The sequence below is a fragment of the Planctomycetia bacterium genome, from assembly GCA_021413845.1.
Taxonomy (GTDB): Bacteria; Planctomycetota; Planctomycetia; order Pirellulales; family PNKZ01; genus PNKZ01.
Genome location: JAIOPP010000119.1, coordinates 21,253 through 39,495, shown reverse-complemented (window position 1 = coordinate 39,495; position 18,243 = coordinate 21,253). Strand labels below are relative to the sequence as shown.

At 61.6% G+C, this 18,243-nt stretch carries 15 protein-coding genes; 8 read left to right on the top strand and 7 right to left on the bottom strand.

Features of this window, described 5'->3' with window-relative positions:
- Positions 1-136: 136 nt before the first annotated feature.
- Complete coding sequence (locus K8U03_21405) at positions 137-376, bottom strand: hypothetical protein (GenBank protein ID MCE9607452.1); 240 nt, start codon at positions 374-376, stop codon at positions 137-139.
- Between the two features lie 570 nt (positions 377-946).
- Here K8U03_21405 and K8U03_21400 point away from each other — a divergent pair.
- From K8U03_21400 to K8U03_21385, 4 genes are all read left to right on the top strand, one after another.
- Complete coding sequence (locus K8U03_21400; protein MCE9607451.1) at positions 947-4,135, top strand: RNA-binding transcriptional accessory protein; 3,189 nt, start codon at positions 947-949, stop codon at positions 4,133-4,135.
- Between the two features lie 56 nt (positions 4,136-4,191).
- Positions 4,192-4,674, top strand: coding sequence for a hypothetical protein (locus K8U03_21395; protein ID MCE9607450.1), 483 nt, complete (start codon positions 4,192-4,194; stop codon positions 4,672-4,674).
- A gap of 31 nt (positions 4,675-4,705) precedes the next feature.
- Positions 4,706-5,674 (top strand): hypothetical protein, encoded by a 969-nt coding sequence (locus tag K8U03_21390; protein ID MCE9607449.1) that lies wholly within the window; start codon positions 4,706-4,708, stop codon positions 5,672-5,674.
- A gap of 229 nt (positions 5,675-5,903) precedes the next feature.
- Positions 5,904-6,635, top strand: a complete 732-nt coding sequence (locus K8U03_21385; protein MCE9607448.1) for a GntR family transcriptional regulator — start codon at positions 5,904-5,906, stop codon at positions 6,633-6,635.
- A gap of 205 nt (positions 6,636-6,840) precedes the next feature.
- Here the strand turns inward: K8U03_21385 and K8U03_21380 are convergent, their stop codons facing one another.
- From K8U03_21380 to K8U03_21370, 3 genes are all read right to left on the bottom strand, one after another.
- Positions 6,841-7,233: a hypothetical protein gene (locus K8U03_21380; GenBank protein MCE9607447.1), complete on the bottom strand. Its 393-nt coding sequence runs from the start codon at positions 7,231-7,233 to the stop codon at positions 6,841-6,843.
- A gap of 349 nt (positions 7,234-7,582) precedes the next feature.
- Complete coding sequence (locus K8U03_21375) at positions 7,583-9,034, bottom strand: bifunctional folylpolyglutamate synthase/dihydrofolate synthase (GenBank protein MCE9607446.1); 1,452 nt, start codon at positions 9,032-9,034, stop codon at positions 7,583-7,585.
- A gap of 105 nt (positions 9,035-9,139) precedes the next feature.
- The gene (locus K8U03_21370; protein MCE9607445.1) at positions 9,140-9,355 is read right to left on the bottom strand and encodes a hypothetical protein; all 216 of its coding nucleotides are present in this window, start codon (positions 9,353-9,355) and stop codon (positions 9,140-9,142) included.
- A 454-nt stretch (positions 9,356-9,809) separates the two neighbouring features.
- On the opposite strand from K8U03_21370, the gene K8U03_21365 reads away from it, so the two are divergent.
- On the top strand, positions 9,810-11,201 hold the full coding sequence (locus K8U03_21365) for a DUF1570 domain-containing protein (protein ID MCE9607444.1): 1,392 nt from the start codon (positions 9,810-9,812) through the stop codon (positions 11,199-11,201).
- A gap of 188 nt (positions 11,202-11,389) precedes the next feature.
- Here K8U03_21365 and rpsR read toward each other — a convergent pair whose 3' ends face one another.
- Complete coding sequence (rpsR, locus tag K8U03_21360) at positions 11,390-11,695, bottom strand: 30S ribosomal protein S18 (protein ID MCE9607443.1); 306 nt, start codon at positions 11,693-11,695, stop codon at positions 11,390-11,392.
- A 382-nt stretch (positions 11,696-12,077) separates the two neighbouring features.
- Here rpsR and K8U03_21355 point away from each other — a divergent pair, with 382 nt between their 5' ends.
- Genes K8U03_21355 through K8U03_21345 form a run of 3 tightly spaced genes read left to right on the top strand, consistent with a single transcriptional unit; the run spans position 12,078 to position 16,417 of the window.
- Complete coding sequence (locus K8U03_21355) at positions 12,078-13,004, top strand: ABC transporter ATP-binding protein (protein MCE9607442.1); 927 nt, start codon at positions 12,078-12,080, stop codon at positions 13,002-13,004.
- A 24-nt stretch (positions 13,005-13,028) separates the two neighbouring features.
- Positions 13,029-14,879 carry a hypothetical protein gene (locus tag K8U03_21350; protein ID MCE9607441.1) on the top strand — a complete coding sequence of 617 codons (1,851 nt, stop codon included), beginning with the start codon at positions 13,029-13,031 and terminating at the stop codon, positions 14,877-14,879.
- Positions 14,879-16,417 (top strand): hypothetical protein, encoded by a 1,539-nt coding sequence (locus tag K8U03_21345; GenBank protein ID MCE9607440.1) that lies wholly within the window; start codon positions 14,879-14,881, stop codon positions 16,415-16,417. The genes K8U03_21350 and K8U03_21345 overlap by 1 nt, the downstream gene beginning before the upstream one ends.
- Positions 16,418-16,559: 142 nt before the next feature.
- On the opposite strand, the gene K8U03_21340 is transcribed toward K8U03_21345, so the two are convergent.
- The gene (locus tag K8U03_21340; protein MCE9607439.1) at positions 16,560-17,351 is read right to left on the bottom strand and encodes a hypothetical protein; all 792 of its coding nucleotides are present in this window, start codon (positions 17,349-17,351) and stop codon (positions 16,560-16,562) included.
- A gap of 387 nt (positions 17,352-17,738) precedes the next feature.
- On the bottom strand, positions 17,739-18,188 hold the full coding sequence (infC, locus tag K8U03_21335; protein ID MCE9607438.1) for a translation initiation factor IF-3: 450 nt from the start codon (positions 18,186-18,188) through the stop codon (positions 17,739-17,741).
- Positions 18,189-18,243 lie beyond the last annotated feature (55 nt).

Here is an 18,243-nt window from a genome sequence, read left to right as displayed (position 1 = left end):
CTGCGTCCCCTGTCCGCAGTCGCACGCCGCCAAAATCTGACGACGGAATTCCTTCGAGTAAATCATCGATCACCTCCGGTGATCGCCTAGCCTACTCAACTCCCGCCGATCGCGCTACGGCAATTTGGGATGCGCTCTAGGCCGAAGGGCGGCGGCTGAATTGATACGCCAGCAGCACTTCGTAGAGATCAGTCGGGATCGTGAGTTCGTCGTGCTCGAAGTCGCGCAACCAAGTGCGGCGGTTGTTCACGGCGTCGGCCAACAGGGGGTAGATCTCGCCGAACGGCACGCGAACCGTATTTTCGGCCGCAGGCTCGGTGTGCGGGCCGCGGAGAGTTTCAGGACCGTGATAAACGCGGAGTCGTGCTCGAGACATCGTAGAGATTCCCTTCAAACGCGGACCGCGCGGAAGATGTCGGAAACCGTTTCCCGACTGCGGCGGGCTCTCGAGCATCCCATGCTTAGAGCCATTCTTCGCCTTCTCCTGCGGCGACCGATGTATCGACCGAAAACGCGCACGACCTTTGGTAAAAAACGCACGAATTTCAAAATGACTTCCGCAGCGTTGCCGGCGCCCTACTGCGCGAAGCCATCAGCCGTCACACGGAGCGTTCATGGTTCGAGCGATGGTCGACGATTGTCAAACTGGGTAGGACGTTGCAACCTTGGCGACGAATCTCCTCGTCGAGTTGATTCGTCGGGCAGTTCATTTCCAAGCCGGATGCGCGACGCGCAGGGAAGCTCGTTCGCTTGACAGTGGCAGACGTAACCCCTAGATTGCCGGGTCGTTATCTCTCCTGCGGTCATTACTACAGGGAGGGCCGAGCCGCTCTTTTCGGAGCCGGTTTCAGGCTTCGCATTTCGCGATTTCCCAATCGCAAGGTGCCTCTCCTTCGACGTCGTGCCGGCGTCGCTATCCGTATCCTCGCAACCTCACGCGTCTCGTATGTCTCTGCTGAGCATCGAATCTCCCGTTACGATCGACCTCGCCGCCGTAGCCAAGTCGTTAGGGCTTCTGCAACCGCGTGTCGAAGCGGTCGTCAAACTTCTCGATGAAGGGAACACGATTCCTTTCATCACCCGCTATCGGAAAGACCAGACCGGAGGGCTCGACGAAGAGCCGATCCGGGCGATCGCCGACCGCGTGACCAAAGACCGCCAACTTGCCGAGCGCAAGCAGACGATCTTGCGCTCCATCGAGTCGCAAGGAAAGCTGACGCCCGAGTTGGCGAAGGGGATCGAAGCCGCGCAAACGACGCGCCGCTTGGAAGACTTGTATCTTCCGTATAAGCCCAAGAAGCAAACGCTCGCCACCACGGCCCGCCTGCGCGGGCTCGAGCCGTTGGCGTTGGAGATTCTCTCGGCCGATCCGTTGGCTGCGAACCTCGACGCGCGATTGCCCGACTTCGTGAACTCCGACAAGCAAGTGCCGACGGCGGCCGACGCGCTGCTCGGCGCGGGCCACATCTTGGCCGAGCTCTTCAGCGAACGGGCCGACTTCCGCGGCCGGATTCGCGTGATCCTCGAAAAGAGCGGCAAGCTCACGACAACCTCGGTCGAACCGGAACCGAAGCCGGCCGAACGAAACGAGAAACAACAGGGCGGCAAGCAAGCGAAAGAGCCGAAGGCCGAAGCGGCACCGGAAGCAGCCGCGAGCCAACCGCTGTTCGAAGGACTTGCCGAAGAAGCCCCGCAGGAGGTCGCCCCGACTGCGGCGCCGGAAGCAATCGTCGCCGAGCCGGTGGCTGAAACGCCGGTTGTTGAGGTGGCTGCGGAGGTTCGCGAAACCGCAAGCGATGCTACGGCATCTGTTGACGCTACGGCAGTTGAAGGTGCGCCAGTTGAAGGCGCTGCCGTGCCGAGCGCTGCTGCGGAAGCCGTCGCTCCGAAGAAAAAGAAAGAGAAGAAGCCGAAGAAGATTCTCACGAAGGCCGAAGCGAAAGCTGCCGAGCTTCAACGGGCCTTCCGCGACTACTTCCACTTCACCGAAGCCGTGAGGAACTTGCCGCCGCATCGCGTCCTTGCGATCAATCGGGGCGAGAAGGCGAAGATCCTGCGCGTGAAGCTCGACTGCGATCTGCCGGCCGCCGAGGCCGTGGTCGACGAGTTGCTCGTGCCGCCGAACCACGCCCATGCCGATTTCTTGCGCGGCTGCGGTCGCGATGCGCTCACGCGCCTCGTGTTGCCGAGCCTCGAGCGCGAACTGCGCCGCGAGATGACCGACGCCGCCGAAGCGCATGCCGTCGAAGTGTTCGCGAAGAACTTGCGCAATCTGCTCTTGCAGCCTCCGGTTCGCGAGCGGCGCTTGCTCGCGCTCGATCCCGGCTTCAAGAGCGGTTGCAAATGGGTCGCGCTCGATGAGTTCGGCAACTTGCTCGAGCACGGCGTCGTGTTCGTCGTCGGCAATGCGGAACGCCGCGCCGGCTCGAAGGCGAAGCTCCTCGAAGTCGTCAAGCAGCATCAGCTCTCGGTGATCGTCATCGGCAACGGCACGGCATGCCGCGAGACCGAGACGTTCGTCGCCGATCTGCTGACCAACGAGCTCGCCGGCGGCGGCGTGTCGTATGTGATCGTCAGCGAAGCCGGCGCCAGCGTCTATTCGGCGAGCCCTCTGGGGCGTGAAGAATTTCCCGAATGCGACGCCACGGTGCGCGGCGCGGTTTCGATCGGCCGGCGGTTGCAAGACCCGCTCAGCGAGTTGGTGAAGATCGAAGCGAATAGTTTGGGCGTCGGCCTTTATCAGCACGACGTTAAAGCGAAGCACCTGCGCGACTCGCTCGACGGCGTCGTCGAATCGTGCGTCAACTTCGTCGGCGTCGACCTCAACACGGCGAGCCCTTCGCTGTTGCGCTACGTCTCCGGGCTGAACCAACTCACCGCCCAGCGCATCTACGACCACCGCAAGACGAACGGCCCGTTCAAGACGCGCGAGCAGCTGAAGGAAGTTTCCGGCGTCGGCGAAGCGGCCTTCGTGCAATCGGCGGGCTTCCTCCGCATCACGGCCGGCGACAATCCGCTCGACTGCACCTGGATCCACCCGGAAAGCTACGAGACGGCGGAGCGTGTGTTGGAAGCGCTCGGCTCGAAGCCGACGGACCTCGCCGACAAAGAGCAAGTCGCGAAGATCTCGGAGAAGTCGCGCGGCATCGACAAGATTCGGATGTCGCTCCAGATGCGCGTCGGCACGCTCACGCTGCACGACATCATCACGCAACTCACTCGGCCTGGGCGCGACCCGCGCGAAGGGTTGCCGCCGCCGATCTTCAAGCAAGGCATTCTGAAGATCGACGACCTCGCCTCGGGCATGGAGCTGCGCGGCACGGTGCTCAACGTCGTCGACTTCGGCGCGTTCGTCGATATCGGCTTGAAGGATTCCGGCCTCGTACACATCAGCCACTTGGCCGATAAATACGTGAAGGATCCGCATGAAGTCGTGTCGGTCGGCGACATCGTGAAGGTGTGGGTCTTGCAGGTCGACAAGCAACGTCGTCGCGTTTCGCTCACGATGATTCCGCCGGGTGCGAAGCGCGAAGCGGCCGAACGGCCCGAAGCGCGCTCCGGTCAGGCCGGCGGCGAAGGTCGCCCGCAACAAGAAAGGGGCGGCCAAAACCGCGGCGGATCTGGTCGCGGCGGACCCGGTCAAGGCCAAGGGGGCGATCGCGGCGGTCGGCCCGGCGGAGCGCAACAGGGTGGCGGTCGGCCCGGAGGCTCCTCATCGGGCGGACAGCGCTACGGCGGCGGGCAAGCGGGCGGCGGGCAATCTGGCGGTGGACGGTCGGGTGGTCGCGACGATCGGCGTCCGCGGCGCGACAAAGAGTCGGCCGAGGATAGCGTCGCCGCATTCGAAGCCGAGAAGGCAAAGAAGGCCGCCGCCACACCGGCACCGACGGCGAAGCTCACGAAGGCGAAGCGCGAAGGGAAGGCCTATCTACAATCGTTCGGCGAGTTGAAGCAATTCATCGCTCCGACTCCGGTCGCTCCGCCGGAGCCGCCGGCCCCGAAGAAGCCGAAGCCGGCGAAACCGGCCGATGAATCGACCGCGGAAAAGTCTGCCGAAGCGCCGACGAACGAAAGCGCGCCGCCGGCCGTAGAAGCAGCGACGCCGCAGTCGGTCGATCCGCCGCCGGCATCGTAACGCATATCACCTTCGGGTTTGTTTTTCGAATTAGGTGCATCAGGGGCGGCGCGGTGATGGATTTCGAAGATCGGTTGGAAAAAGCGATCGCGCGCGGCGAGAAGAATCGCGAAGCTCAAGATCGAGAAGCGGCCGGGCGTGCGCTGACCGAAGAAGAATCGAAACGGCTGCACGCGCAGATTCGCTTGGAGCTCGCCGAGCATATCGAGAAGTGCCTCCTCAAGCTCCCCGATCATTTTCCCGGCTTCCAGCTCGAGTCGATCGTCGGCGAACGAGGTTGGGGCGCGGCCTGCTTTCGCGACGACGTCGGCCTCGGCGTCGGCGTACGGAAGAATCTCTACAGCCGGATCGAGATCACGGTCCGCCCGTATTCGCCGGCGCATGTCGTCGAGATCACGGCGAAAGGGACCGTGCGCAATAAGGAAGTGTTCAACCGGATGCAATTCCGCAAGCTCTCCGAGGCCGACGCTCAGCCGCTGCGCGAAGCGATCGATCTCTGGACGTTGGAGTATGCCGAGAAGTACGCCGCGGCGAAGTAAACGTATCGCTTGCCGTTGAGAGGGATCTCCCGTGCCATACTGCATCGGCACCGACGAAGCCGGCTACGGACCGAACCTCGGCCCGCTCGTCATCACGGCCACGCTCTGGCGCGTCCCCGACGGAATCGACGACGAGCTTTACGAGCCGCTGAAACACGCGGTCTGCGCAGTCTCTCGGAAAGGGAAAGCGATTCTCGACGACCGGCTCTGGCTCGCCGACTCGAAGGCCGTGTATGCGTCGACCGGCGGAATCGAAGCCTTGGAGTTCGGCGTCTTAGCGGCGCTCGCGGCCTGCGGCTTGCGCCCCGCCGATCTACGCGGCCTGTTGCGCGAAGTTTGCGGCGTCGACCACGAAGCGGCGTGGCGGCTACCGTGGCATGGCGAAGTCGACGTGCCGGTGCCGCTCGCCTGCCTCCGCGAGCGAGTCGAACCGGCCGCCGAGCGGTTTGCCGCAGGCTTGCGCTCGGCCGGGGTCGAGTTGGTTGCGATGCGCAGCCGGGTCGTCTTCCCGGAAGAGTTCAACGCCGAGGTCGATCGCCACGGCAACAAGAGTACGCTGCTCACGCAAGAAACGCTCCGCCTCGTGCGGGCCATGCTCGATCGTTGCGACGAAGGGCGCGTGAGCATCGCCTGCGATAAGCACGGCGGGCGGAATAGCTATGCTCCGGCCCTGCAAGAACATGTCGTCGAGGGCTTGGTGCAGGTGTTGCGCGAGTCGCGTACGGAAAGCTCCTACCGCTGGACGGAAGCGGCCCGCTCGGTCGAGATTTCATTTCGCCCCCGCTCCGAGACGCGGCTGCCCGCCGCGCTGGCCTCGATGACGTCGAAGTACGTGCGCGAAGCAACGATGCGCGCTTGGAACGAATTCTGGAAACGGCATCTCCCGGAGATTCGCCCGACGGCCGGCTATCCGCTGGACGCCGCTCGCTTTCGCCGCGACATCGGCGCGACGGCTCGGAAGCTGAAGCTCGACAAGAGCCTGTGGTGGCGCAGTCGGTAAACCGCTGGATCGACGGCAACAGTATCGGTAGGGAATGTACCGTTTTAACGATCCTCCGTTGCGTAGATATAGATGCTTCGATGCGATCTGCCGCGCAGCCGATCGAGCCGCGATCCGCTTGCCGACCCGGCGGGCTTGGTTTACGATCAACGACGTCGATTGTCTTGAATTCGCGTGCTGTTCCCTTCGCGCCTGGCCCGAATCCCCCCGCCGCTGATCGACTCCCCGTATGGTCACCTGTTCTCACGGTCTGCGCCGACAAACGATCGTGCAATCGATCTTGCACGGCATCTTCGACGGTCGCTACCATTCGGGCCAGCGCCTCGTCGTCCGGTCGTTGGCAAACGAATTCGGCGTGAGCCCGACGCCGATCCGCGAGGCGCTCGTCGAGTTGGCGGGAATCGGCATCGTCGATTTGTTGCCGAACCGCGGCGCGGTCGTGCGCCAAGTCACGCGCGACGACGTGGCCGAGCTTTGTCAGATCCGCCGCGTGCTGGAATCGGAAGCGTCGCGCTGCGCCGCCGGCCGCACCGATCCCGCGGAGCTCAAGTCGCTCGTGGAAGAATTGAAACGCTTGGTGAAGTCGGGGGCGGGCGGAGCGGGGCGGCAGATCGATGGGCCCCGGTTCGTGGAAGAGACACGCGCCGCCGATTCACGCCTGCACGATCTCGTCGCGCACGCGTGCGGTAGTCGCCGGCTGGCCGAATCGATCGGGCGATTCAAAATGCTGTTCCGCGCGTTTCGCGATGTCGGCTATAGCCGCTTCGAGCAACGGAACGACTTCACGCGCATGGCGGAAGAAAACGAAGAGCATCTCGCCATCGCGCTAGCACTCGGCGAAGGAGACGGGAAGGGTGCGGCCCGCGCGATGTCGAAGCATATCGATGCCGCCGTGAAACATTGGGGGCAGCTCATCGTCGATGCCCTCGCCGCGGCTCCGCGCGGACGACGCAAAGCTTAATTGCTTTATTGACGGCGTGAGCGCATAAAAAAAGAGAGCCCCTAAGGGCGGGCCGAAGCTCGTCCTTAGGTACTCTCCAGGCTCACACTCTCGACGACGGGAAGAGACTGTTGGAGGGGCGGGCCATCCGAAGACTTCCCGCCACGGATCTCTCCCTAGCAGTCGCCGAGCGCGAGCACTTTCGTTTCGGCCCGACTTCTATGGATTAATAGAATCCGAAGCCGATGCCGATTCCGCTACGACCACCGTAGTAGCCGGGATAACCACCGTAGCCACCACCGTATCCGCCGCGATAGTAACTACCGTAAGGTCGATAACCGCCACCGTAACCCCCGTACCCACCACGGTAATAGGAACCGTAGTTACGATACCCGCCGCCGTAGCCGCGATTGTAACCGTAGTAACCACGGTTGTAGCCGTAATACGGGCGATACGCGACCGCCGTTACCGGCGAGGCATCGTGGTTAACGGCCGTACTCACGGTCGCGGATGCGGGCGAGCCCAATAATTGAAACGGCGAGTGATCGGCAGCCGAGGCCTGGGCGGCGAATAAAGACAGGCCGCCTACAGCGACCAAGGATAAAAGAACACGTCGCATGATAGAACTCCTCTGAGAAACAGTGATACGCGCGATTGCGCTACCGAAATAAAGTAATGCACACGGCGCGCCGTAATTTCCCCTCTCGGTATTCTACGCATGCACGGTCGAGATGGTGCGCGGCCGGAACCTAAAGATTTCGCCGGCTTCGCCTGCAGCTCTAATCCCTGCGAGGGGAACCTCGGCTTGAGAGTGGCGAACAGCTTCGGAAACGGTTGATCTTCGGCCGATTAGTTTTCGCTGCTGAAGCATCCTGCTGCGCGAAGAACACTCGAGCCGGCTTCGCAATGAACGACGATCGCTCATCTGTTACGGATCTTATAAGTCGTCGCAACTTTCCTCAGCGGCGTTATTTTACCGCCGTCGATGCTTCGATCACTTTGCGCATCTGCGCCGCGATGAAGAACGAGCCCGCGATGCAGATTAAATCGTCGGCGCGAGGTTCGAGCGCTTGAATGAGCGACCAAGCTTCCGTCGGGTCTTGCGCGATCTGCCAGTTGCGACACGGAATTTGTTCCGCGAGCGATTGCAATTCGGCGACCGGCACGCCGCGCACGTTTTGCAAGTAGCGCGTCAGCACGACATGGTCGAACTTCGGCAACAATAAACGGAGCATTCCGCCGACGTCTTTTTCAAGCGTCGTCGCGAAGAGCAAGATGCGCCGCCGCGCGGTGAAGCATTCATCAAGCGTCTCAAGCAACGCTTGAATCGAGGCCGTGTTGTGCGCCGCATCGAGCACGACGCACGGCTCGCGCGCAATCACTTCGACGCGCGCCGGCCAGCGCAACTCGCGCAGCCCTCGACGGACTTCTCGCTCCGGCAAGCTCCAACCTAAGCGCCGCAACTCTTCGAGCACCGCCAGGGCCGTGGCGCAGTTGGCGGCTTGATGTTTGCCGGCGAGGCCGAACTCGACCTGGCCGAGTTGTTTGGAAGCAGTGCCTCCGGTGCGACGCGGGAACTCGTGCATCTCGAAGTCGATCGCGCTCGCGGCCGGAGCCGCTTCGAGATGGTGCGGCGCATGGTAGACGAAATCGAACTCGCGGCCGAGTTGCAACAGGCGGCAGCCACGCTCCGCCGCCGTTCGCTCGACGACGACCGACGCTTCCGGCGCCATGACGCTGCTGACGACCGGCACGCCCGGCTTAATGATGCCGGCTTTTTCCCAAGCGATCTCGGCTAGAGTATCGCCGAGTTGCTTGGTGTGGTCGTAGCTGATGCTCGTGATCACCGAGATCGTGCTTTGGCAGACGTTCGTCGAATCGAGCCGACCTCCCATGCCGACTTCGAGCACGGCCGCGGCGACGTTCCGCGCGGCGAAGTGCAGAAGCGCCAGAGCCGTCGTGAGCTCGAAATAGGTCGGGCCGCTTTCCGGTGGCGAGCGCCCGAGCAATTCGGCATCCATCGCCGCTACCGTCGGGCGAACCCGTTCGACGAGCGCCGCGAGTTCGTCGCCGGTGCAAGGTTCGCCGTCGACCGCAAGCCGCTCTTCGAGGCGTTCGAGGTGCGGCGATGTGAAGAGGCCGCAAGAGATTCCGCAGGCGGTCAGCGCGGCCGCGACGAACGCCGAGGTCGAACCTTTCCCTTTCGTACCCGCCACATGCACGATCGGAAACTTACGATCGGGCCGGCCGAGCCGTTCGAGCAGATCGTGCATCCGATCAAGCCGATACTGCGGCTCGCCGTAAGGGACCGCGACGCTCCGCTCGTAGTCGATCCGGCTCAAGAGATAGTCGAGCGCTCGTCGGCGAGCGTCGTCGGCCGGCGGCAGCGTGTTGCGAAGGGGCGGGTCGCCGGAAGACATGCGAACGAGGCTCGGAAAACTTAAAGGAAGTTAAGTCTTCGGAGTCTACCCGACGTTGCCGGCAGCGGGCTAGATAACAGAACCCTCCGGAAGCGATCACAAAGCTTAAGCGGCGGCAGCGGCGTTGCGAGCAGCGCCGAGCTGGGCGGGAGACTCCGCCCGCATCGAGTCGCAGACCCGACGAAATTCCTCGACGTCGCGCCGCATCGAATCCATCAGGAACCGCTCGCTGCGAGCATCGGCCGTTTCCCACTGCTCGTGGCAGCGGGTCATGTGCTCGAGCAGGTCTTTCATCCACAAGAACTTAGCGTGGCGGGTCATCGTGGGGGGGCTCCCGGCGGCAGGCGATGCAAAGATTTCAACGAGCCGACGAGTATGCACTTGCCATGCCTCGCAGCTTGCCGGCATTCGGCGTCTGCCCCGTTCCTTGATTCGTAAGTTGCGACAACGAGAATGTTTACGATTACGAAAAAGATTTCGCAGCCGCCCGACAGTACGCAATTGAGCGGCGTTGTTTTGTAAAACCTTCCAGCCGAGTTTGAAGGCCTTACCATGCCGCCGCACGAACTCGCAATTTCGTAAGGTTGTCATAAAAACTTTGCGTATTCACCTGGCAACCGGTAGCATTGGCCCAAGATAGGGGCGAACGGTCGGGTTCGTTCGCGCCACTTAACATACGCTGAGATATCGGTTTATGGCGATTCACTTCCGGCCCCGCAGACTCATCCCCAAGGCGATTGCCTGCGCCGGCATCGTGCTTTTCTCAGCCGCGTTCGTGTCGCACGCCGCAGCCCAAACGAAAACGACGCCCGCCGCCGCAGACGACGGCACCGTGCCCGTTCTCCGAGCCGACCCGAGCGAGCTTGGCCTTAAGATCCCGGACGCCGAGCCGATCGCCGGAGCCGGTCGCCGCGTGCTGGTGAAGTCCGACGACGACGAACTGGTCGTAGCGAAGGTGCAGGTCGAGGTCGGGAGCAGTTTCGTCGTCATCCTGCCCGACGGCAAGATCGCGGTCGTGAAGAAAGACGAAGCGACGATCACCGAGCGGCCGTTCGTCGGCATCGAGCAGAAATATCTCGCCGACAAGTTGCAGAAGAAGTTTCCCGGCTACGAAGTGCAAAGCACGAAGCACTTCATCTACGTCTACAACACGAGCGCGCTCTTCTACAAGGGAACGAGCCGAATCCTCGAGTCGCTGTATCCCGGCCTGATGACCTACTGCAAGGCGCGCAAGCTCACGGTGGAAGATCCGCCGTACCCGCTGGTCGTCGTGATGTTCCGCACGCGCAAGGAATGGGAAGACTACATGCACGGGATGTTCGCCGGCTCGAGTGTGGCGGCGTTTTACGACGGCGCCACGAATCGGGTCTTGATGTACGAACAATCGGATCTCGGCGAAGACGCGCCGGAATACGCGCTCAAGCAAATCATTTCGACCGTGGCTCACGAAGGGGTGCATCAAGTGTTGCACAACATCGGCGTGCAGCAGCGGTTGTCGCGCTGGCCGATGTGGATCAGCGAAGGACTGCCCGAATACTTCGCCCCGACCTCGGTCAGCAAGGGGCTCACCTGGAAAGGGGCCGGGCAGGTCAACGACCTGCGCATGAAGACGATCGATACGTTGCTCAAGCGCGGCCCGAGAAAGAGCATTCAACAATCGACGAAGGAATCGTCGAACACGACGGTCGAAGCGATCGTCACCGCGACCGAGCTCGATGCCGACGGCTACGCGTGGTCGTGGGCATTAGCCCATTTTCTCGGCGAAAAGAAGCGGGAGATGTTTCAGAAATACTTAGCCGACATCGCGACTTCGGTGCCGATGGAACGTCCGAACGCCGCAGATCAGAAGCGGCTTTTCGTGAAGCACTTCGGCTCCGAGTTCGCCAAAATGGACACCGACCTGATGAAGCATCTGAAGAACTTGCCGTACGTCGATCCGATCGAGAACATGACGCACTACGTCGTCATGATGCGCTATCCTCAAGGGCCCCGCACGATGCGCGCCTATGCCATTACGCTCTCGGAGAAGCAAGTGAAGGAGACGCGCGAAGAACTCGTCGCCAAGCTGACCGCCGATGAACAAAACGTGGCGGTGTTCGAAGTGCGCAAAGCGAAGTCGCGCACGGAAGCGATGTCGCTCGCACAGGGCTGGATGACGTCGCGCTAAAGAGTCGACCTGCGCCGGCCGATCAACCTGTGTTAGCCAGATAAACCTGCACGAGCCAAATAAAAAGGTCCGGCGCGCGAATGTCGTCGAGGGCTCGACGACGCTTGCGCACCGGACCTAATCTATTCGTGTGTATCTACTCGTGTGTCGAGCTTCGTCGGCCCGAACCTAAGTAAGCGGCCCGAAGCTTAATCGGCGACGTAAGGCAACAACGCCATGAAGCGGGCTCGCTTGATGGCCGAGCCGACGGCGTGTTGGCTTGCCGCGGTGCAACCGCTCTTGCGGCGGCCGATGATCTTCCCTTGTCGGCTCACCAGCTTCGAGAGCAACTCCAAGTCTTTGTAATCGACGAACATCGGGCGCGGACGCTTGCCGTCGACGAAGATCGGGTCTTTCCGCTTGCTGCGGATCGCCGTCTTGCTGCGCTTCTTGGCGGCCGACTTACCGCCGGGACCACCACCACCGCCGCCACCTTCTCTGCTGCCGTAACTCATACTCGATCAACCTTCTCAGAATTCTCGGAATAATTTGTAGTCTGGTTTTGACGTAGTCCCGTAGTGTAGCGAATCGGGTCGGCGGGGTCAAAGCGGCGCGAGTTAAAAAACACCTCTCTACGCAGATCGGTCCCCTGTCGCGTAAAAATTTGTCGTTTGTTAGGAGCCTGTGTGTTTTTGCGGTAGAAACAGGGAAACCCAGGGGGGCCGCTTGCATCGGCCTGCGGGGGTCTCCTATTATGCCCAAGCCGGGTCGGTGAAGCAGGGCCGGCTTATCAAAGTCGAACCACTTCGCTCCTTTCGGCGATCGTCGAGCGGCAAAAATGCCGCGGCTGCGATTCGCCTAAAGGCATTCCGGACAACGCCTTGAGAGAAAAGAAGCATGACACTTTCCGCTCCCGCCCCCGCCGCTTCGGTCGCCTCGCAGGCCTCGGGCGAGATCGTCATCGAGACGCGCGGCCTAGCGAAGGTCTATCGCGACTTCTGGGGCCGGCAAAAAGTCCGGGCCTTGAAAGGGCTCGACCTCAACGTCCGTCGCGGCGAGATCTTCGGCCTCCTCGGCCCCAACGGCTCCGGCAAGACCACGACCATCAAGCTGCTCCTCGGCCTGCTCTTTCCGACCGCCGGCCAAGCCCTCGTGCTCGGCAAGTCGGCCACCGACGTGACGAAGAACGAACGGATCGGCTACCTGCCCGAAGAGTCGTATCTCTATAAGTTTCTCAACGCCGAAGAGACCCTCGACTTCTACGGCCGGCTGTTCAACATGCCGGCGAAGGTGCGCCGCGAACGAACGGCCAAGCTCCTCGACCTCGTCGGCATCAGCTCGGCCCGCAAACGGCAACTTCGCGAATACTCGAAAGGGATGACGCGCCGTATCGGTCTGGCGCAAGCCCTCATCAACGACCCCGACCTGATCATCCTCGACGAACCGACGACCGGGCTCGACCCGATCGGCTGCCGCGAGATGAAAGATCTGATCGTCGACTTAAAGCGGCAAGGGAAGACGGTGCTGATGTGCAGCCACCTCTTGGCCGACGTGCAAGACGTTTGCGATCGGATCGCGATCTTGCATCAAGGCGAGTTGAAAGAGATCGGCCGAGTCGATGCGCTGTTGAAGGTGCGCGATGTCACCGAGATTCGTGCCACCGGTTTGACCGAAGCTTGCAAAGACGAGCTCAAAGCCGTGATCGAGCGTCATCACGGCCGGCTGCAACGGATCGACAACCCGACGACGACGTTGGAAGAGTTGTTTTTGGAAATCGTACAAGACGCCGAGGCGCGTCCCGGACGCCGCGCTCAAGAATCGTAACTTCTTAGGACGTAGCGCCCCGATATGAATCCCGAGTCGATCCCCTTCGATTTTAAGTCTTGGCTCCAGACGATGGCCGTAACGGCCGGCGTCGCGGTGGCGGTCTGCTATCTGTTTACCGCTCTGCGCTACGGTCCGCTCAGTGCCGGCGACCGGCTCTTCGCCGTCGCGAAGTCGGCGCTGAAGGACTTGCTCTTTCTTTCGCCGCGGCGCACGGCCGCGATCGCTTGGCTGAGCGTGAAGGAATCGATCCGCAAGCAAGCCGTGGCGGGGCTCATCTTGTTCTTGCTCGTGCTCGCGATCGCGCTTTGGTTCTTAGATCCCGAAAGCGTCGATCCCTCGGCTCTGTACGTGAGCTTCGTCCTCACGGCGGTGAACTACCTCGTCTTGCTCATGGCCGTGGTGACGAGCGCGTTCAGCCTTCCGAACGACATCAAGAATCGGACGATCTACACGATCGTCACGAAGCCGGTGAGGCCGAGCGAGATCGTGCTCGGGCGCGTGCTCGGCTTCGCGTTCGTCTGCACCGTGCCGTTGGCGATCATGGGCATCAGCAGCTACTTCTTCGTGGTCCGCTCGCTCGACCATACCCACACGCTCACCGCAGCCGATCTGCGCACCGTCGCGACGTCGGGCCTGGGGGCCTCGGCTCCGGAAGTCGGAACGCAGGAAGGGACGACCTCGACCGTTCGCAATCATAAGCACCGCATCGCGGTCGGGCCTCAGGGCAACGGCACGACCCAAATGAGCGACTCGTCGAAGCTCGCGGCCGACGACTCCGACAGCTTTCTCGAACGCTTCGGTCAAAGCCACTGGCATCGCGTGACCGGCTCCCAGCGCGACGGCAAGATGGTCTACACCGTCGGCCCGCCCGAAGGACAATTCCATGCGCGGGTGCCGATCTTCGGCACGCTGACGTTCAAAGATCCGGAAGGGAACACGAACAGCCAGGGGCTCAACGTCGGCAATTGGACGAAACGCGGCTATGTCGCGGGGGGCACCCTTTCGGCCGCGATGTATAAATACGACGACGTCTACGAGTCGGAATTCCCCGACGGCCTGCGACTCCAGATGGATATTCGCCTGTTCCGCACGACGAAGGAAGGGCTCGACAAACCGATTCTCGGCAGCATCGTCGTACGCAACCCGAGCACCGGCCTGACCTCGGCTCCGCGCAATTTCGCCGCCCGCGAATACTACACGCTCGAGCAGTTCATTCCCCGGGCGCTCACCGATGTCGCCGGCAAGCCGATCGATCTGTTTAAGAATCTGGTTCACGATGGAACCGTGATCGTCGAGTTGCAATGTATTCCCCGTTCGCAACTTTTCGGCGTCGGCCCGACGGATGTTTATCTGCTCGCTCGCGAAGGGCGCTTCGATGTGAACTTCGCTAAGGCGTTCTTCGGCATTTGGCTGCAAGCGCTGCTGACCGTCACGATCGGCGTCTTCTGGAGCACGTTCTTAAGCGGGCCGGTCGCCATGCTCGCCACGACGATCACGATCATCGCAGCCGTGATGAAGCCGGTGTTGATCTCGGTCGCCCAGGGAACTCTCTTCGGAACCGCGGTGCATAGCGGCGGGATGTTGGAATCGGCCGTCCGCGTCTTGCAGCAGAAAGCCACCGCGATCGAGCTCGACGAAGGGATGACGACCGAAGTCATCAAGGCCTTCGATAAGCAAATGAGTTGGGTCGTCGAAGGACTTTTACGATTCGTGCCCGACTTTGCGGGCATGAGCGACGTAGAAAACGTAGCCCGCGGATTCGACTTGTCGCCGGCCTTGGTCTTCGAGCATGCCCTGCAGGCCGGTGCCTTCGCGATACCGCTGTTTCTCGCCGGTTTCTTGATCTTCAAGCTCGTCGAGGTCGCCAAGTAATGAATCGCTCGTTTCAGCGCAAAGTAACGTATTTGGCGCTCATCGCCGCGCTCTTGGTCCCGCTGTCGATGATCGGCCGCCCGGCTGCCGTGGCACCGGAGTCGGGCTCGGAGACCGGCGGCGGCAAGCTCTCGGAATTGCGCACCGAATACAAGCTCGGCCAAGCGCAGCTCGGCAAGATCGATCCGACGTCGAGCGCCGTGCGCTACGTCTCGCTCGGCTTGCACGGCGTCGCCGTCTGCGTGTTGCAGCAGAAGGTCGCCGAGTATCAGAAGCAAGAAGACTGGATCAGCCTGATGGCGTCGCTGAAACAGCTCACCTATCTCCAGCCGTACTACGTGAAGGTGTGGGAACATCAAGCGTGGAACGTCGCCTACAACATCTCTTCCGTGTGGGACGACTATCGCGAGAAGTTCTATTGGGTGATTCGAGGTTTCAAGCTGCTGCATCAAGGGATGGACTACAACGAATTGGAGCCGGGGTATCCTTACTGGCTCGGTTGGTATACGGGCCACAAGATCGGCCAAGCCGACGAACGGCGCGAGTTTCGCCGCTTGTTCTCCGGCGATGTCGATAGCCGGCGACTCCTCGTACCGCAGGCGGCCGAAGGAGACGCCGGTTGGGCGGAAGAGCGCGATAGCTGGCTCTACGGCAAGCGCTACCTGCGGTTTGCGCAAGACATGGTCGATCGTCGCGGCGCGGTCTTGCGCTCGATGAGCCCTGAGAACTTCAACATCCAAGTTCCGATGACGCAGAGCAAATATGCCGAAGCGCTGGAGTCGGAAGGGGTCTTCGGCGATCGGGCCCGCGCGGCTTGGCTCAAGGCGCATCAAGATTGGGTCGAATTCGGAGAGCGCGAGTTCCCCTCGGTGAACGGCTACTTTTTTCGGATGGATTCGCTGAAGAAAAACGAGGTCGCTCTGCAAGAGGCGAAGGATAAATTCGAATCGTTGACTCCCGGCCTGCGCGAGAAGATCCACGCGGAAAAAGAGGCTGCGCTGCCCGAAGACCAGCGTCGTGCGTGGAAAACGCCGGAAGACAGCCGGACCGAAATCGAATCGCACTTGGCCTATGCGGCGAATCGCGCGCTGTCGACGAACGAAACGGAAATCGCGGCCCGAGTGGAAGGGCCGAAGCGTGCGGAAGCCCAACGGACGGCGGAAGACGTGAATCGGTTGCGCGTCCAAGTCACCGAAGCGAAGAGCATGCGCAAGGTTTACAGCTACGACTACTGGCTCGCCCGCAGCGAGATGGAACAGTCGAACGAGGCCCTCACGGCGCGGGAATACTTCTACAAAGCACTCCGCGATGCCGACGATAAGCCGTGGGAAGCGAAGAAGACGTTCGAGGAAGCGTTCCGCCGGTGGCGGGTGATTCTCGACAAATACCCCCTCATGATCGACGATCAGACGGCGGCCGAAGTCGTCGACCTGATCAAAGCGTATCAACGCATCCTCAAGCAGCTCGACGAGCCGTTCGACAAGAAGACGTTCGTGCTCCGCGATCTGATGGAGAGCAACTACATGGGGCCGGAATAGAGGCGCGGCATGAAGATGAAGGGCAAGCCTTCGTCCGCCGGACTTCCGAACGACTGCGTATTGCGTCTACGAAAAAGGCCGCGGCGAGAATGTCTCTCGCCGCGGCCCGTTTTTTTGGTTTTCGCCTACTCGCGTCGGCTGCTTACAGCTTCGGCACGACGACCGGGGTCGTCCCCAGTTCGGCTTCTTCAAGCTTCTTCACGATATAGGCCTGCGCTTGCAGGGCTTCGCGAAGTTCTTGCGGCTCGAAATAAGGAGTGCTCGGGCCGGCGAGGTTTTCGATTCGCTTCGCGGCCAACTCTTCCATGCTCATGTTCGAGTTGTAGTGCCAAGCCAAGATTTGAGCGGCGCGTTGCGACAAGGAGCCTTGGCCGAGAAGCTTGAGCGTCTCGCGCAGTTCGGGCTTCGCCGAGATCGAGTCGAGCGGACGAATCTCATACTTCATCGCGGCCCGAGGATCGGGCTTGCCGTGTTCGAGGCAGACGCTGACGAAAGGGACTTCGCCGACTTTTTCAGCCGCGACGTTGAAGAAGTTGCCACCGCCGCCGCCTGCACCCCCGGCACCACCACCGCCGCCCCCCATGCCGCCACCGCCGGACATTTGGCCGCCGCCTCCGCCACCACCACCCATACCGCCGCCGCCCATTTGAGCGTTCACGCCGATGAAGGTCTCGGGCAGCTTCACGTTCAGCGGCTTGCCGGAGGCGTTCTTGATGAACACTTTGCCTTGGGCCACATCCTTATGGATCATCTTGACTTCGATCTCGCCCGACTTGATGCCGGCGAAGAATTCGACGGTCTCGTTGGCCGGATTGTATTGGCCCGGCTTCAACGCTCGGCTCGAACTCGGCTCGGCTGCCGTGACCATGCTCGGAGTCGATGCGACCAGCGCCCCGACGAGGGCGACGAACGAAAAGAAGCGGGAAACTTTCATGGGAGCGAGACCCTCGATGAGGATGAACCGAAGCACGCGGCAAGGCCGCGAAATAGACATAAGGAGTTTAGGACGAGCGTCCGGTCGATCTAAGTATAATTGCGCCGTCGGGATCGGCCAAAATAAAACCGGCCGTTCCCGAAGCTCTTTCCCGGCCGGTTTTGACGGCCATGCCGCCTAACAGGCCGTTTTCGCCCCCCGGTACACCGGAAACTGAACCCGCACACCGGAGATCAAACCGGTACGCACCGCGATTAAATAGGCGCCAACGCCGAGAAGCGAAACCCCGGTTCCGGATTTAGAGCCCCTTTCGGGAGCCCCCGCCGATCCAAAATCGATCGGCAGCCGCCAACCGCCGGGCCAGGCCGATGCATTCCGCTCAGGGGGCTATTTCGGGGCCAAAATGCAGGTCAAACGCTTCGCCTGACGCATCGAGGGGGCCTCGACGCTAGCGACGTCCGCCAGTTGCAAAACGATCCCGTCGAGAATCTTTTGGCCTTCTTGAATGTGGGCCAGTTCGCGACCCCGGAAGGTCAGCGTCACCAACACCTTATCCCGTTCTTCCAAGAACCCGCGGGCCTGCTTCACGCGAATGTCGATGTCGTGGGCCCCGGTTTGCGGGCGGACACGAATCTCTTTGAGCCGCTGCTGGTGCGTGACGTTCTTATTCTTGCGCTTGTTTTTCTGGTAGTTGAACTTGCCGAAGTCCATCACACGGACGACCGGGGGCTTCTCGTTCGGAGAAACTTCGACGAGATCCAAGCCCGCCTCGCGTGCCTGGTTCAGAGCGTCCACGGTGTTCATGATCCCCAACTGAGCGCCGTCGGCGCCGATCATCCGCACTTGGGGAACGCGGATCTGCTCATTCACTTTTTGCTTGTGTTCGATGGTC

Bases quoted from the DNA above. Each gene is read 5' to 3' on its own strand.
- K8U03_21405 (MCE9607452.1), bottom strand. From the start codon at position 376: ATGTCTCGAGCACGACTCCGCGTTTATCACGGTCCTGAAACTCTCCGC.
- K8U03_21400 (MCE9607451.1), top strand. From the start codon at position 947: ATGTCTCTGCTGAGCATCGAATCTCCCGTTACGATCGACCTCGCCGCC.
- K8U03_21395 (MCE9607450.1), top strand. From the start codon at position 4,192: ATGGATTTCGAAGATCGGTTGGAAAAAGCGATCGCGCGCGGCGAGAAG.
- K8U03_21385 (MCE9607448.1), top strand. From the start codon at position 5,904: ATGGTCACCTGTTCTCACGGTCTGCGCCGACAAACGATCGTGCAATCG.
- K8U03_21380 (MCE9607447.1), bottom strand. From the start codon at position 7,233: ATGCGACGTGTTCTTTTATCCTTGGTCGCTGTAGGCGGCCTGTCTTTA.
- K8U03_21375 (MCE9607446.1), bottom strand. From the start codon at position 9,034: ATGTCTTCCGGCGACCCGCCCCTTCGCAACACGCTGCCGCCGGCCGAC.
- K8U03_21370 (MCE9607445.1), bottom strand. From the start codon at position 9,355: ATGACCCGCCACGCTAAGTTCTTGTGGATGAAAGACCTGCTCGAGCAC.
- rpsR (MCE9607443.1), bottom strand. From the start codon at position 11,695: ATGAGTTACGGCAGCAGAGAAGGTGGCGGCGGTGGTGGTGGTCCCGGC.
- K8U03_21355 (MCE9607442.1), top strand. From the start codon at position 12,078: ATGACACTTTCCGCTCCCGCCCCCGCCGCTTCGGTCGCCTCGCAGGCC.
- K8U03_21350 (MCE9607441.1), top strand. From the start codon at position 13,029: ATGAATCCCGAGTCGATCCCCTTCGATTTTAAGTCTTGGCTCCAGACG.
- K8U03_21345 (MCE9607440.1), top strand. From the start codon at position 14,879: ATGAATCGCTCGTTTCAGCGCAAAGTAACGTATTTGGCGCTCATCGCC.
- K8U03_21340 (MCE9607439.1), bottom strand. From the start codon at position 17,351: ATGAAAGTTTCCCGCTTCTTTTCGTTCGTCGCCCTCGTCGGGGCGCTG.
- infC (MCE9607438.1), bottom strand. From the start codon at position 18,188: ATGATCGGCGCCGACGGCGCTCAGTTGGGGATCATGAACACCGTGGAC.